This is a genomic window from Rhizobium centroccidentale (assembly GCF_030182565.1).
In the GTDB taxonomy this organism is placed as follows: domain Bacteria; phylum Pseudomonadota; class Alphaproteobacteria; order Rhizobiales; family Rhizobiaceae; genus Rhizobium.
In genome coordinates this window covers 551,825-566,976 of record NZ_JAQJCG010000003.1, presented here as the reverse complement: position 1 = coordinate 566,976, position 15,152 = coordinate 551,825, and the positions used below count along the sequence as shown (strand labels likewise).

Below are 15,152 nucleotides of genomic sequence, written 5' to 3'. Positions count from 1 at the left end.
CATCAGTTGCCAGCACTGACATTTCTGAATGTTGCTGAAACAAGGCATTTTGAGGAAATTTAATGTCTCGGCTTTTCCGCCGGCGCGAACTATTTGGTAAGTTCTGTAACCTTACTTTCAATATTGGTTTATGTAGAACTTTCGACAGTTCTACGCAAGTAAAGCCTGTTTGATCGCACGGACGTTCCGTCAGCTGGACCCCGTTCCTGCAAGGGACGGCCAAGCTGTTAAACCACGATGGTTTGGATAGCGTCGCTCGTGCTAGCTTGCGACCTTGGCTTCGGCGCTCTTGAACGACACGACCTGCTCCAATCCACGCGGCTGACGATTACGCACAGTGATCTCGCCCCCGAATCGGGTGACGATCTCACGCGCAATGGCCATGCCAAGGCCGGCTCCCGGAAAAGACCTTTGCCTTGCGATGTCGATCCGGAAGAAGGGTTCGAAGACCTGATTGAGCCGATCCTCCGGAATGCCAGGCCCGGTATCGACAATTCGCACAACGGCTCTATTGCCAAGATGCGTCACCGTCACCATCGCCGACTGGCCGTGCGTTGCCGCGTTGATGAGCAAATTTCGCAAGGCTCGGGTAACCGCGAGAGGCCCTGCGCTGATGGTTGCCTGCTCCAGTTCGCCGCTCGTGACGTTCATATCGATCGCTTTCAACTCGGTGACGATATCGCCGACGATCTTATCGAGCCTGACCTGCTCCAGACTGTCCTTGGAAATCTCTTCCCGAACCAGCCCTATCGCGCTGTCGGCGATCCTGTCGAGCTCCTCGAGGTCGGCAAACCACTTACGTCGCTCTTCATCATCCCGGATGAACTCGGCCCGCAGACGCATCCGGGTCATCGGCGTTCGCAGATCGTGTCCGGCGGCAGCAACGAGCCGCATACGGCTTTCCGTGGCGGCCTTCACCCGGGCCGACAGGCCATTGAGCGCCTGCGCGGTCGCCCGAATTTCTCCCGGTCCGCTTTCCGCTATATGCGGCAGGGTGCCGTCGGGATTGATCGCCGCCGCCGCCTCCTCCAGCAGACGCAGCGGTTTCATGATCTTCGAGGCGGCAAAGATGGAGACGAGCACGCTGCCGATGATAATGAGACCGAGCCACCCCACAAGGATTTTCCACCCGCCCGGCGGCGGGCCATGGTCCGGCATCGGCATGATCAGCCAGCTGCCGTCGGAGAGCTTCAGTGACGCGATCATCTCGCCCGTCGACTGGCGTACTATGGCGGCCTCGCGCATGCCTGATCTTCGAAGCAAGGCTTCCATCAGGAAGCGCGACAATTCTTCGTCACGTTGGCCTTCAGCAGGCCCAGGGGTAACCACCAATCCCGCCGATGCCGCGGTGGTTCTGTCCTTCTCTGCGAAAGTGGCAAGAATGGAAAGCTGGTGGGCCATCCGTTCGATCGTCATGTCCGGCCGCGGTCCGCGCATGACGAGGCTTGCCACGAAAGACGAGGAAATGACGACCAGAACGATGGCGGTCATCAAAAGTAACGCCAAGCGCGCGCCAAGCGACCTCATGAATCGCCCTTGATGGCCGTCACCGGAACGACGAGCTGATAGCCTCCATTGCGGATCGTCCTGAAGATGGGCTCCTCTACCGTTTCTCCAAGCTTGCGGCGCAGCCGGCTCATCAGGACGTCGATCGAGCGATCAGCCGGATCGCGGTCGCGCCCCTGGGTCAGATCGAGCAACTGATCACGCGACAGGAGCCGACCGGCACGTTCCAGGAACGCCTTCAGAAGGTCGAATTCAGCGCCCGTCAGCGAAATCACCTCGCCACTGTCTCTGCTGACCCGACGAAGCTGTGGGTCGAGCATCATGCTCGCGAACTGATAGCGCCTCTGCTCGGGCTCCAACGAGGAATCCTCGTTCGTGCGGCGCAGGACCGCACGGATGCGCGCGGCCAGTTCACGCGGGTTGAACGGCTTGCCGAGGTAGTCGTCGGCGCCGATCTCGAGACCGAGAATGCGATCTATGTCTTCTTTCAGGGCAGTCAGCAGAATGACCGGCACACGAGGGCGGCGGTTTCGCAGATCGCGGCAAAGATCGAGGCCCGACCCGTCGGGAAGCATGACATCCAGGACGAGAAGATCCGGATGACGTCGGTTGAGCGCATCGTTACATCCGCGCAGGTCGCTTGCCGTCGACACACGGAAACCCTGTTCCTCGAGATATCTGCTCAGGAGAGAGCGTATTTCGTGGTCGTCATCGACTATCAGAATATCGGGTGCGGCGCTCGCGTTCATGGGATTCATTCCGTTTTCTCAATTCTTATACAAACTATAGTTTGCCTGAAAAGAAGGGTTTTGCGGCGCCAATACGGAAAAATCCCACCGGGAAACATTCATTTACAAAATTCCCGACGCTGGAAATGTTGGGTAACAAAATAATGCGCAGAAGATGGAGTCCGCTGCCGATGACGTGTCAACGCGTCGAAGGGCGTTGCTCACCCGTGGTCATCAGAGCCACTCCGTCACCCGGCTATCAAGCCGCTCGCAGCCATTCGACGCTCCAGGCGGAAAGCCGCCCTTCAATGGCACCGCTGTCCATCATCAGCCGAATTTCGATCGGCGCACGTGGGTCGATAATATTGACCGGTACTGCCGCCTCGAAGGAGCCGGTGCCTTCGGGGCAGACACGCAGGCTCCCTAGCAATTCGGCAGCATGCACCTCCAGGGTGAAGATCTGCCCCTGACAATCTTCGTCGACATCGAAGGCAAATTTCGCATTCCACCGACCTGGCGGCAAGTGAAGATAAGGACCATAGATCAGGCACCGGGCTCCCCCGGTGAGGTCGACAAGATCGTCCAGGGCCTGCCCCAGGCTGTCGCCTGACAGAAATGTCTCCTGCGGCCAGAAAATCGTGGCGCGCGAGCTTTCCCGACGGTCGAATTCCAGAGGACGAAGAACCTTCCTTGCCGTATCGCGCAGTGCCTCGCTGACCTCCGGGACAGCCTCCTGCGGCATCAGATATCCTGCGATCACCGCCGCTGCAGCCTCCTCCAGTTTCGGCGGCTCGGCATGCGACGGCTGTCCGGCGGGCGCCATTCCGACATGAAGAAGCGCATTCGCGATTTGCTCAAATTTGAGATCAGTGCTGAAATGCCGGTCTATCGTCTTCAGAAGCAGATCTATGCTGCCCTTTTGAGCGATGTCGTTGCGACGTAAGACCAGCGCTCCGGAAGCGCCCGCCAGCGGCTCGAGGCAGGCAAGGCTGGCCGAGACGGCCCTGACCAAGCCGATATCCCGCTGCTCGGTCGCCCGAGCCAGATATGAGACCGCATCGAGCGGATCCTCGAGAAACAACAGAAACGGCACATTGACCCTGAGAATCAATTCCGAAAGCCGGGTTTCCGGAAATTGCGAGACGAGAACGGCATGCATGCCCTTTCGCGCCACGACATGCTGTTTGAGGTCCTCCACCGTATCGGTTGCAATGACCGCATAATCGCCGAAGGCTTCGCGAGCCAGGGCATGCACCGCGGCAACGCCCCAGGAGGACATGACGCCCGGCATCCCGAATGCAAAGAGGATGGTCATGATCCGCCCTTTCTGCGGTTATCCGTTGAAGAGGCTGTCATAAAGCGCGCTCACCTTCTGTTGATATCGATCCGTCGAAAAACGGGCGGCCTGCCTGGGGCCAGACTTGGCAAATGAGGTGCACAGCCCGTCGTCCTGATCCAGACTGACGATCGCCTTGCGCATCTCCTCCGTGTCATAAGGATCGACCAGCAGCGCGGCATCTCCGGCTATTTCGGGGATCGATCCCTCCGTGGAGCTCAGGACAGGCGTTCCAAGCTGCATGGATTCCAGCACCGGCAGCCCGAAGCCTTCATAAAGCGAAGGAAACAGCACCGCCCGCGCCCCCCTGATCAGGCTGATCAGCAACGGATAGGATACGAAATCGAAGCGCTGGATCTGCCGCTGCGGCAGGATGCGGTCTTCCGCGCGAAGATAGAAGCGAAACCGGTCGTCATCAATGAGCTGCTGCGTTTCCGCTCCCTTCCATCCCGGAGCACCCACGATGATAAGCGGCTTGGAAGTCTTTGCGGCGAGATAGGCCTCGATCAGACGTGAGATGTTCTTCTTCGGCTCGAAAGCACCGAAAAAGAGGAAATAGCCCTTCCAATCGAGATGGAAGATGCCGGCAACCTCATCGGCGACCACATCGGCCGGCTTCTCGCGAAGTCGCTCCGGCACGTGAACGGCCTGATAGGTATTGCTGACGCGCGCCTCGTCGACCCCAAGAACCTTGATGATATCGGCCCGCGACGTTTCGGATACCGTGACGATGTGATCCGCTCGCCGGACCAGGGAGCGCAGCATCTTGTAGTGATAGCGCTTGTCGTCCTCGGTCAGATAGGGCAGCCGCAAGGGAACAAGGTCATGGATCGTGTAGATATTCAGCGCCTTCCCAACCGCAATCGGCATCGGATAGGTGCAATGGAGAAGATCCGGCTGTGCCTCGAACTTCATTGTGAGATTATTGCCGTAGCGCTTAAAATGATGGCGCGCGAGATGGAACAGGTCGCTGGAAGCATAGGCCAGGGCTGCATCGCCGAGCTGCGTCTGAAGAGATTTAAGAATAACCGTTCCGCTGAGTGGAATCGGAACCGGCTTCACACCAAAGGGCGCGGCGATGCGACGACGCAGCCAATGCCGAACTTCGGATAATGCTCCGCGCGGGCGGGCGCCGGATGCATCGAAGAGAACAACCTCCCGCAATACCGGGTCCTTCGGAACCTTCCCCGGAATTCCGTAAACAACTCCGGTCTGATAACCAAGCGAACGGGCCGCCGACATCAGACTGCGGGTGTAGGTCGCAACACCCGTGCCCTTTTGCAGAGAAAGATTGAGGCCGTCGTAAAGGATCGTCTGGCTCACTCCCATCTCTCCTTCAGCATCTGGAAATCCCTCGTCGCTATCAAGCCGGCTTGTCGCGCGACAAGACGAGCAGCGAATCATCGGCCGCATATTTCGAAAGCAGGTCTTCGCTGGTGATGGGAACCGCCTCGCCGCTAAAATCGAGGCGCCGCATTGCCCCGTAGATGCCGACGAGCCGTTCGAGAAAACTGGATGCGTCGGCATAGCGGGCAGGATTGAATTCGACCACGAGCATCGGCTTATGGCGGGCAATGGTCTCGGCCATTCCTTCGAGTATCACCTCCTCCGCCCCCTCCGCGTCGATTTTTATGAAGTCGACGCGCGAGCAGGAGGCGCTCATCCCGTCGAGGGTCGTCACGGGGACCTTTATGACGACACCGTCCTGTGGGCGAGGTTGAAACACGTCCGAAACGATCTGCGCGTTCTTCGGTTCGCTGTGGGGAACATATAAAGACGCTTCTCCCGATATCGTTGCACCAAGCGCTGATGTTTCGATCCGCGTCCGTCCGAGCAACCCGTTGAGCTCGACGCTGCGACGCAGGAAATCGGCGGCATGGGGATTGGGCTCGACGGCGATCAATTCGCCCCTGATACCGACGAGTTCGGCAAGCAGAAGGGAGTAATAGCCAAAATTCGCACCGACATCGATCGCGGTCATGCCGCGCTTGACGTTGCGCGCGCAGAACAGCGTCAGCCAGATTTCCCAAAAGCCGTCCAGAAGAACATGGGATCCGAAACCTCTATCTCGGGTGTCTACATAAAGCTTGTAGCGACCGAGTACACGCACCAGGGCCGTGTGGTTTCCGAGGTAGGCGCTGTTCACGCGCTGCAAGATGGCGGTTTCGGCCTGATGCCGATCGAACGCCATCAATTCATGAAGATGTAGCAGTGCCGAAGAACTCATTGTACCTCTCTCGTTCCAGCATGCCCGTAACGCATTCCGCAGGCCGGGCAACATCAGGAAACTCCCTCGATCGCCGCGAGATTATCCGCCTCCGGCCTGTCCCTCGCCTTTGCTCCGCCGTTTTCAGTTTGCCGCCGACGCGGAGATGCCGACCGACGCCGCCGACAGAGCCGTCCCGGTAACCCCTTGGAAGAGGCCCATGAACTTCTGGATATCGATCGACGAGGCATTGGAGATATAAATTATATCTCGCGGCTGAACCTCGAAGTTCTGCATCGCAAGCAGCGTCGAGCCGTTTTTCAGGTTGAACCGATAGACGATCGGGACAGGTCCGCCACGGCGCAGCAACGGATTGCTCGGCGCAACAATGCGGCGGGCGACCTCAAGCGGTTCGTATCGGAAAAGGAAGACGCCCGAAGCATCGGCGCGGCTATCCTGCAAGCCTCCCGCCCGTGCAACGGCGTTCGCCATGGTCAAATGCTGAACGCTGAAGGGGACCTCGCCGCTCTGACCTGAGGCGCCAAGAATCGTATAGGTAACCGGCTCGCGCACCACAGTGACCACGTCTTCGGGCCGCAATCTCACGTTTTCGCGCGGATTTTGAACAATGGCCGTAAAAGGCAGATGCATCGTTCGCCCGCCACGCGTCAGGTAGACGACGCTGTCGTTGACGCCGGCGCGCAATCCTCCCGCCGCGGCAATAGCATCGAGTATTCGGCTGCCGGCGGGCGAAAGTGCGACGCGTGCACCACCGGCCACCTCGCCTGTAACCGTAACGGTGTTCGACGAGCTTTGCTGGACGGTCACCAACGCCTGCGGCTGCACCGCCTTGCCCGTCAGGCCGGAAACCACCGCCTTTTCGACCGACGCCGGAGTGCGGCCTGCAGCCGTGATCCGGCCTACATAGGGAATACTGATCGTGCCATCGCTGTTGATGGTTTGCGGCGGGATCGTCACCGAACTACCGGTCGCCTGTTGCTGCCCCGAAACGCTCGAGGCCATCCCGAACAGACTGCCGGGAGGCGCCTCCCAAAGGCTGACGGAAACGACATCGCCAACCGCGATCCTGAGGCCGGGATCCCGTGCGCCCTCACCGAAATATGCCGCAAAGCTGGCTTCCGGTCGCGCGACGCTCCTGACCAACGCCGTCGATGTCACATCGACCACCGCGAATGGCGGCATGGCACGCGCGGCCGCTTCCTCTAATATGCGGGAGGCCTTGGGGCCGGCCTCCGGTAATCCACAACCAGTAAGAACGCAGGCAAGAACGCACAGTAGTCCGAACTTCAACGGCATCGATGATCCTGATTGGCATGGAGGCAGTTTTGACGAGGCAACATCGTGCCAAGCAGGCTAGGCCGTTCCGGCATCGTCGCTACGCTCCCGGGAAAAACGAAGGATCGACGATGGGCTGGAGCCGTAGGCATGTTTGTAGAGAACGGAGAATCGCCCGGGGTTGGAGAATTGCAGGCTCATGGCAAGATCGGTGATGCTTTCGGCCTGACCACCCTTGATGGCGCCATGTGCTGCGGCCAGCCGGTAATTGCAAAGGATTCCCATCGGCGTATCGCCACGATAGGTCTTGAACATACGTTGCAGCGCGCGCGGGCTGCAGCTCGCCGCATGTGCGAGATCCTCCAGCATGATGGCATTATGCAGATTGTCGCGCATGAATGCCTCCGCCCGCAGGAGCTGCCGCGGCGCGTTATCCAAGGTGCCTCGATTGAAGGCGTCGGACAGATTGTGCGGCAGCTTGGCAAACAGCTTGACCAGCAGAAGCTCGCTGTAAGCCTTGGCGAGCATCATCCGCTCGGTTTGACGAGCTGTCGTCAAATCTTTCTCGGCCTGGCGCAGTGTCTGATAGAGCCCTTGTGCGCCGCCTTGACGAAAGCTCACCGGTGCAAGCGCAAATTCCTGCACATAGGGTTTCCCGGTCAGCTCCTCGAAATGCTGGCGGATTACCGATTCTGGGATCTGAAACAGCAGCCAGGAACTGCGCGGCTTGATCTCCAGCCGCTTTCCCGCCCGGTCGCTGATGCTGGCGACGTAGTTGGCAGGAATGCGCAAGGATTTGCGCATTCGCCGATGATTGATCTCTATTTCACCTGCGAGGACGAATACGATGCTGACGCGCGGCAAATCCTGCTTCGCTATCCCCTCGAGGCTGGCCGAATGCTCGGCGCTTATGATCGAGGCCGACTGAAGCGGTTGCTTGCTGAATTTGAAGGAATAATCGCCTGATGTTTCCGAGGGAACCGCCCATTTCCAGTTTGGTTCAAGCATGTCAAGGTTGCGAATGATTGCATCCCGGGAATACACCTCGAAAGTGCCAACGCATTGCTCGACAACTCTTTCCAACATCGCCATCCGCTAATCCTACTCAAAATCTCAGGTTGTATATTAGCCATCGCTAACGCTCGATTTCTATCTAGGCTACATTTTTCTAGCGTTCGTTTTTGACGACTCCATTACTTTGCTCCCGTGCCCACTTCGGGATGCAAGACGTTCATCGTAAGTTGCATTACCTATATTTAAATTAGCACGACGAATTTTAGCACGACAGTACAGATAGTGACGATGTTATACAGAATCCTACCTCTTCGTAGCGCGGCCACAGGTTGAGTATCCCGAGCGACGATATCGGACAAAATAATCGCTGCCGGCAAATATATTCGACATGCTTACGGGCAAAGGTTGCAAAAGTAGTTACTAATTTATCTTGATCGAATTATCGGAGGTTCGTTGCGTGCACAAGGCCTGCTGGTAAAATTGAGAAGTCATGCGACTACCCGGACTTGTGGCTGAAACAATCTGCGCGCTACGTTCATTTTAATTATTCTAATGCATGGTGAGGCTTAGGTAGGAGCCTGCGTCAGCACCCGGAATGCCGCTGTCCGTATATAGCCGGGTCCGGCAAAGCACAGAGACGCGGTGCATTCTATCGTTCTATATTGTGCCAATTTGCAAATACAGCGTGCACTATTGTTGCCGATCTACACGACCAACAGACGGCGGCTTTACAATGTGGAGTAGATACGAAACGCCGTTTCTATGTCGTCGAAGACGCGGCCGCGACCATTCTTCAATACGAGCGCCGACTTGCACAGATCACCGATCATATTGAGATTATGTCCCACAATGATCATCGAGCGATCCTTGCGCTTGACGAAAAGCTCTTCGAAACAACGGGATTGGAAGCGTTTGTCGCCAACGGCCAATACCTCGTCGATGAGATAGCAATCGAAATCGATGGCAAGCGACATGCCGAAGGCCAGCCGCGCCCGCATGCCCGAGGAATAAGTCCTGAGAGGCATGCGCAGATAGCGGCCAAGCTCACTGAAATCCTCTACCACATCGCGAATTTCATCGAATGGCTTGTCATAAATGCGCGATAGGAAGCGCATGCAGTCGTAGCCAGTCATCGAACCGCCGAAGCCACCGCTCAAGGCAATGGGCCACGACATCGACATGTTGCGTACGACCTTGCCCGACGTTGGCTCCTCTATCCCTGCGATCATGCGCACAAGCGTTGACTTGCCGGCCCCGTTGTGCCCAAGGACGGCAATCTTTTCACCGCGACCGATCTTGAATGTCACGCCGTCGACCACGCGACGCATCCGGCCATGCACCTCATATTCCTTGACGAGATCGAACACGCCGACAATGCCATCTTCATGCCAGGGTATTTCGCTCTTCGGCGCCAGCGTCCCCGGGGAGGCAATCTGCGTGAGACTGGAAGGGAGACCCGTCATTGCTGAGCCGCGTGCTCATATACCTGGATCGTGAAGAAGCGCACGATCCAGAATGTCGCGAAGCAAACCGCAAGCAGCATCAGAAACGAACCGAGGCGTTTCGGGTACAACGCATGATCGGGCAAATTCGGATCGGCGATTCGTTCCAGATACAATTGTTGCCGCTGCGCATCGATCCTGGCATTTTCCAGGGAGGTGGTCGCCGATGTCAGCATCTTCGCTGCCATTTCCCTCTCCAGCAGCAGCTGCTCATATTGCGCGATACGGGGCGCCATCGAGCCGTCATTGCCTACGATACGAGCCCGTTCATCGCTGATCTGCCGTTCCATCGCCGCCACGCGCGCTCTCAACGCCTCCCCTTGCGGACTTTGCGGCGCCTGTTCTTGCAGCGCCGAAAGACGCGCCTTGCTGTCGGCCAGATCATCCGAAAGCCGGGCAATCATGTCCAAGGCGGCAGACGATTGCTTGCTCGGGTCGACAAGCGCCTCCCGATTGCGAAAATCGGTCAGGCTTGTCTGCATCTTGGAGAGTCTCGTTTGGCTGTCATTTACCTCGATCTGAGCATAGCGAATGGCATCCTCACGGGCGCGATCGTTGAGCCGGTTGATGAGCTCTTCCGCATGCTGCACCAGGGCATTGGCCAAGCGATAAGCATCATCGGCGCGAAATGCACGCACATCCAGCGTGGTCACGCCGCTGCCGCTATCGGTGTGGACATTGATGGAACGGAGATAGTGCTGATACAGCTCCTCATTATTGGCTTCGGCCCAGGGTAGCGGATAGCGGCTGAGGAAGTCGCCTTCCGGCCGGGAAAGAATAGCTTTCAGATCGTCCCTGCTCACCAGCGCGTCGACAGCTGCGCGTGACTTGATGAACTCGGTGACGATGTAGCTATCATCCTGTGCGCGGACGAATCCGGTGCTCTGAAGGAAACCGCTGAGCAAGCCGGCTGCATTTCTATTAGGGCTGCGCACGACAAATTGCGTTTCGGAAGCATACTGATCGGAGCAGATGAAACCGTAATAGATCGCCCCGAACAGGCCAGGAACGACGACGATCAGCAATAGCAGCAGTTGAGATCGAGTCCATCGCGCGACAGAACGCGGCCAGGAAACCGGTTGACCTATGACGACACCGGATGAGCGTGCACTCACCAGCCTAACGAAATCAGTGAATTCCTTATTATTCTCGATGCGGCTCATTTGGGACCATCAAATCTCTCTTGGAATGGTCAGAACCACCCCACAGCTGCCCTTCCGGAGCTCCGATAAAGCAACCCCAGTCCGCCGGCCTCCATCGTTTCGGCTCGTCGTTCCGAACAACGCACATGACGATTTCGACGGCAATTTACTTTGCAAGAGATTCTCATATATCCTTTGAAAGTCAAATATATTTCTGGGATTTCGAAATTTTTACATACGGAAATAAGAATAATTTGCCTTATGTCGCAATTAATACTTTGGCGACGCGATCCGTATGGCGAGGCCGAATTGCGGCGGCAATAACTGCCATTCGATTAGCCGTTTCACCCTCATTGCTGGTTCAAGGAATTCGGTATGGGAAAGTTCGGGGGTATCTTGAAGCACGTCGGCAGTAACTTTGCCTCGGATGGTCGTGCAGACCTGTTCATCGGCCGTTTTTGCCGAAGCCTCTTGAAATTTCTCCTGAGTAGGCGTCGCAACCTCCCATTTTCGATACCGGAAGATGTCATCCAGCTACCGTTGCCCTTCATGCCCCAAAAGGCGGTTCCGCTCATGCAGCCAGCCGTGAGCGGACATGGCAGGCAGTTTCGTTCAGGCGCTAGTCATCGCTCCTAGCGGACATCTTTTTGGGGGGACTTGTATGCACATAGATTCGATGATCTTTCCCCAGGAGGCGCGGTCCTCGGCAAAGACAGACGAGCAGCCATCCTGGTTGCCCCCGACCAACGCGCGGCTGCTTGCTTTTCTTCCGACACGTCAGCGCTTTCCCCTCATCGGCCCAGCCTTCTCCGCATCCCTCAAGCCGATCGAATTGACGATGGGTGCCGCAGATGGCGTCGTCAGTTGGGGAGACGGGCCGCTTGCCCGCCTGGCACGCCTCTATGCTCAGGTGCTACATCTGCCCTTCTGGACAGTGGCGGGCGGCTTCCTACAATCGACCGGTCAGGACGCCACATCGCCCATCTCCATCGTCGCCGACGATCTCGGTATTCATTCTTCTGCCCGCCAGCCCTCGCGATTGGAGGCGCTGCTTCACAATGCGCCATCCGACACGGAGATTCAGCGCGCCCGCGACCTGCGTCGATGGATCATCCACGAGCGGTTGTCCCAAGACAATCAGCTGCGGGACGAGACCATTTCGCTTCGCCGAAGCCGTCGCAGGCGCATCCTGCTTGTCGACGAGGTGATGGGAAGTCACGCTGTGCAAAGCGCCGGTGCCGATGCAGCGACCTTCGCAAGAATGTGGACGGCGGCTCTTGCCGAGGAAAATGCCGATATCATCGTCAAATGCCATCCCGACGTCATCGCAGGCCAGGCCCAGGGCTTTCTTCAGTCCCGCGCCCGAGCGGCAGGCGTGCAGATTTTGGATCGCCCTGTCTCGACACACTCCCTGCTGGATATGGTGGATGAGGTCTGGACCGTATCTAGTCAACTCGGGCTGGAGGCGCTTCTGCGCGAAATACCCGTCGTCACCTTCGGCATGCCCGCCTATGCCGGCTGGGGACTGACTGCGGACCGCGCCGTGGGCGCGGTCGCAACGACGGCGCGCTCTCGTCGTGGACGCCGTGTCAGCATAGACGAATTTGCTGCAGCTGCGCTCTTTCAATACTCCCGTTATGCCGATCCCGTCTCGCGTAGCCCGATCACGGCCGAGCAGGCAGTCGAACGGCTGCTCGAATGGCGCACGCGCGCCCGAGCGCTCTCCGGCCGTTACCTTTGCGTCAATTTCTCGCTTCACAAGCGCGCGGTCATGCGCCGCTATCTGAGCGGCCCCCGGTCGCAGGTGCAGTTCGCCACCAATCCGAGCGCGTCAGAGATCCAGGGTGCCGACACCATCGTCCTTTGGGGGAACACCACTGCTCCCGATGAATCCATTCTGTGGAAGCAGGGCAAGAGATTGCCGATCATTCGGGTTGAAGATGGCTTCATTCGCTCCTCCGGCCTCGGCAGCTCGCTGGTGCCGCCATCTTCGCTCTGCTTCGATGACCAAGGCATCTATTTCGATGCCTCCGCTCCAAGCCGGCTGGAGACGATCCTGAAAGGGACGAATTTCGACGATGCGCTTCTTGCGCGTGCAAAGCGCCTGCGGCAAGCCATCGTCTCGATGGGCATCACCAAATACAATCTGCCGCCGCAGCCGGCGCCGGATTATCGCGCTCTCGCCGAAGGCCGCGATATCGTCCTCGTGGCCGGACAGGTGCCAAACGACGCCTCGCTGCGGTTCGGTATGGCAAGTCATCCATCCGATATCGAACTGCTCAAGGCCGTTCGGCGGGCGAGACCGACGGCATTCATCATCTACAAGCAGCATCCCGATCTTCTGGCGAAGGCGGCTGGCCGTCATCCGCCTCCATTGCCACCGGCGGAGGCTACCGATCTCGTCATCGGCAATGTCGATCTGGATAATCTCCTCGGCGTTGTCGACGAGGTTCACGTCGCAACATCCCAGATCGGGTTCGAAGCGCTGCTGCGAGAAAAGCCGGTATGGTGTCATGGTCTCCCCTTCTATGCCGGCTGGGGCCTCACGCAGGATTCAGTCGTTTCGTTGCGGCGAAAGCGCGCTTTAACGCTAGACGCACTCGTCGCCGGCACGCTCATCCTCTACCCCCGATACTGGTCGAACATCACCAATCTTCCGTGCGAAGCGGAAGACGTGGTCGCCGAACTCTATCGCTCCCGTCTGGGCACGGCTCCCAATCCATCACGGAGGCGCTGGCTGGCACAGGCCATCCACATGCTCGAGGCTAGAAAATTATGACCAAGCCCATCATTATGGATATTTCCAGATTGATGGAACGGGCGCATTGCCCGACGCCCACCGGTATCGATCGCTATGAGCTTCATTATGCGAACTGGTTGAACGAGCGTCGCAAACGGACTGCCTTGACCGATCTCGATGCGTTTCCGCCACCGTCGTGGTTTGTCGAAACTGGCCATAACGGCGCCGTCGCCATTCCGTCCGAGCGGGCGGACAAGTTGGTCTCCATGCTCAACAGCCGCTGGTCGGCAACAGAAATCTCGCCCGCGCAGGCCGCCCTTCTCGAGCGGATTTTCGCCGCCATCGATGGCAAGATCAGGTGGCAGGCTGCAGCGGAAGTGAAGGCAGGCGAAGCACATACGCAAAAACTGCGCAAGATCGTGCATGCTGTTGCCAATCGCTTCGCGCACGGTCTGATGCTACCGCCCAAGGCTTCCTTCGTCCACGTATCACACAGCCGCCTTGATCGGACTTCCGCTTTTTCCTGGCTGGGAGAAACCGGCCGTAACGGCGTCTTCTACGTTCACGATCTCATCCCGCTATCGCATCCGGAATTCGTCCGGCCGGAAGAGCCGGAGCGGCATCGCCGCAGGATGGAGACGGTGCTGAAACACGCATCGCTAGTGCTGTGCAATTCGCAGGTAACCGCACGTGCCCTGCGCACGTTTGCCCAGCAGAGTGACAGGACGCCCCCCTCCATCGCTGTGCTGCCTCCAGGCATCGAGCGCTGCTTCCTGTCTCCGCCAAACGACACACCGCGCCCGCGGACGCCCTACTTCGTGACGCTCGGAACGATCGAACCGCGCAAAAACCACATGTTGCTGCTGCACCTGTGGCAACATCTGGCCGAACGCGATGGGGCGACGGCTCCGCGGCTCGTCATCGTCGGCAAGAGGGGGTGGGAAAACAGCCACATCCTGGCAATGCTGGAGCGATGCCCTGCCCTGCCGGGACTTGTCATCGAGGTGCCGGGGCTGGAGGATGCGGCTTTAGCGCAGCTGGTCGCTGGCGCAGCTGGTCTTCTGGCTCCATCCTTCACCGAGGGTTATGGCATGCCTGTCGCCGAGGCCATCGCGCTCGGCACGCCCGTCATCGCCTCCAACATCAGTGCCCATCGCGAAGCCGCCGCCGGACAGCCCGCTATCTTTCTCGACCCGCTTGATGGGCTGAGCTGGAGAGCCGCGTTGGACATGATCACCGCAACGCCGCAACGCCGAATGAAGCCCGGCCTATCGAGCGGGTGGGATACGCATTTCGATGATTTGGAGGCGTTGATCGAGGCCGATTTTTCGGCCCGACGCCATGCTGCCCAGCGGGCTCCGAGGCGCATCGGGAGAATATCGACCTTGCCAGTTTTGCAGTGAGACGCAGCAGTGCAGGCACAACAAATAACAAAGTTGGTCAGCAGGACGTGGGAGCAGCGATGTGACAAGCTTTTACGACATCGAGAATTGCTACAAATTCATTCTCGGCCGTCCGATCAACGACGATGAGCGAAATGTCATCGGCCACCATCTCCTGCAAATCACCGACCTTCCGCTGGACGACCACCGCAGACGCTTTCTGACTTCTAACGAATTTCACCAACGTCATAGTGAATTGCTGTTTCACAATTTCGTGCCGAGGTCGATCGTCGTCCTTTT

General features: G+C 58.2%; 11 protein-coding genes. 2 read left to right on the top strand and 9 right to left on the bottom strand.

Annotated elements, in window-relative coordinates; genetic code table 11:
- Positions 1-261 precede the first annotated feature (261 nt).
- The 9 genes from PH562_RS06465 to PH562_RS06425 form a co-directional block, all read right to left on the bottom strand.
- Positions 262-1,527 (bottom strand): ATP-binding protein, encoded by a 1,266-nt coding sequence (locus tag PH562_RS06465; protein ID WP_113231229.1) that lies wholly within the window; start codon positions 1,525-1,527, stop codon positions 262-264.
- A complete protein-coding gene (locus PH562_RS06460) occupies positions 1,524-2,255 on the bottom strand; it encodes a response regulator (protein WP_113231278.1) in 732 nt (243 codons plus the stop codon). The genes PH562_RS06465 and PH562_RS06460 overlap by 4 nt, the downstream gene beginning before the upstream one ends.
- A 238-nt stretch (positions 2,256-2,493) precedes the next feature.
- Positions 2,494-3,549, bottom strand: a complete 1,056-nt coding sequence (locus tag PH562_RS06455; protein ID WP_285172107.1) for a hypothetical protein — start codon at positions 3,547-3,549, stop codon at positions 2,494-2,496.
- A gap of 18 nt (positions 3,550-3,567) precedes the next feature.
- Positions 3,568-4,899, bottom strand: coding sequence for a glycosyltransferase family 4 protein (locus PH562_RS06450; protein ID WP_285172106.1), 1,332 nt, complete (start codon positions 4,897-4,899; stop codon positions 3,568-3,570).
- 34 nt (positions 4,900-4,933) lie between these two features.
- The gene (locus tag PH562_RS06445) at positions 4,934-5,797 is read right to left on the bottom strand and encodes an FkbM family methyltransferase (RefSeq protein ID WP_285172105.1); all 864 of its coding nucleotides are present in this window, start codon (positions 5,795-5,797) and stop codon (positions 4,934-4,936) included.
- A gap of 123 nt (positions 5,798-5,920) precedes the next feature.
- A complete protein-coding gene (locus tag PH562_RS06440; protein WP_285172103.1) occupies positions 5,921-6,979 on the bottom strand; it encodes a polysaccharide biosynthesis/export family protein in 1,059 nt (352 codons plus the stop codon).
- A 171-nt stretch (positions 6,980-7,150) separates the two neighbouring features.
- Complete coding sequence (locus tag PH562_RS06435; RefSeq protein ID WP_285172101.1) at positions 7,151-8,080, bottom strand: helix-turn-helix transcriptional regulator; 930 nt, start codon at positions 8,078-8,080, stop codon at positions 7,151-7,153.
- A 734-nt stretch (positions 8,081-8,814) separates the two neighbouring features.
- Entirely contained in the window at positions 8,815-9,549 is a 735-nt protein-coding gene (locus PH562_RS06430) for an ABC transporter ATP-binding protein (RefSeq protein ID WP_208409350.1), read from the bottom strand.
- Positions 9,546-10,751 (bottom strand): KpsE/RkpR family capsule polysaccharide export protein, encoded by a 1,206-nt coding sequence (locus PH562_RS06425; protein WP_285172100.1) that lies wholly within the window; start codon positions 10,749-10,751, stop codon positions 9,546-9,548. Before PH562_RS06425 ends, PH562_RS06430 begins: the two co-directional genes overlap by 4 nt.
- A gap of 640 nt (positions 10,752-11,391) precedes the next feature.
- On the opposite strand from PH562_RS06425, the gene PH562_RS06420 reads away from it, so the two are divergent.
- Together PH562_RS06420 and PH562_RS06415 are read left to right on the top strand one after the other, a co-directional pair.
- On the top strand, positions 11,392-13,509 hold the full coding sequence (locus PH562_RS06420) for a capsular polysaccharide biosynthesis protein (protein WP_285172099.1): 2,118 nt from the start codon (positions 11,392-11,394) through the stop codon (positions 13,507-13,509).
- On the top strand, positions 13,506-14,873 hold the full coding sequence (locus PH562_RS06415; RefSeq protein WP_285172098.1) for a glycosyltransferase family 4 protein: 1,368 nt from the start codon (positions 13,506-13,508) through the stop codon (positions 14,871-14,873). The genes PH562_RS06420 and PH562_RS06415 overlap by 4 nt, the downstream gene beginning before the upstream one ends.
- Positions 14,874-15,152 lie beyond the last annotated feature (279 nt).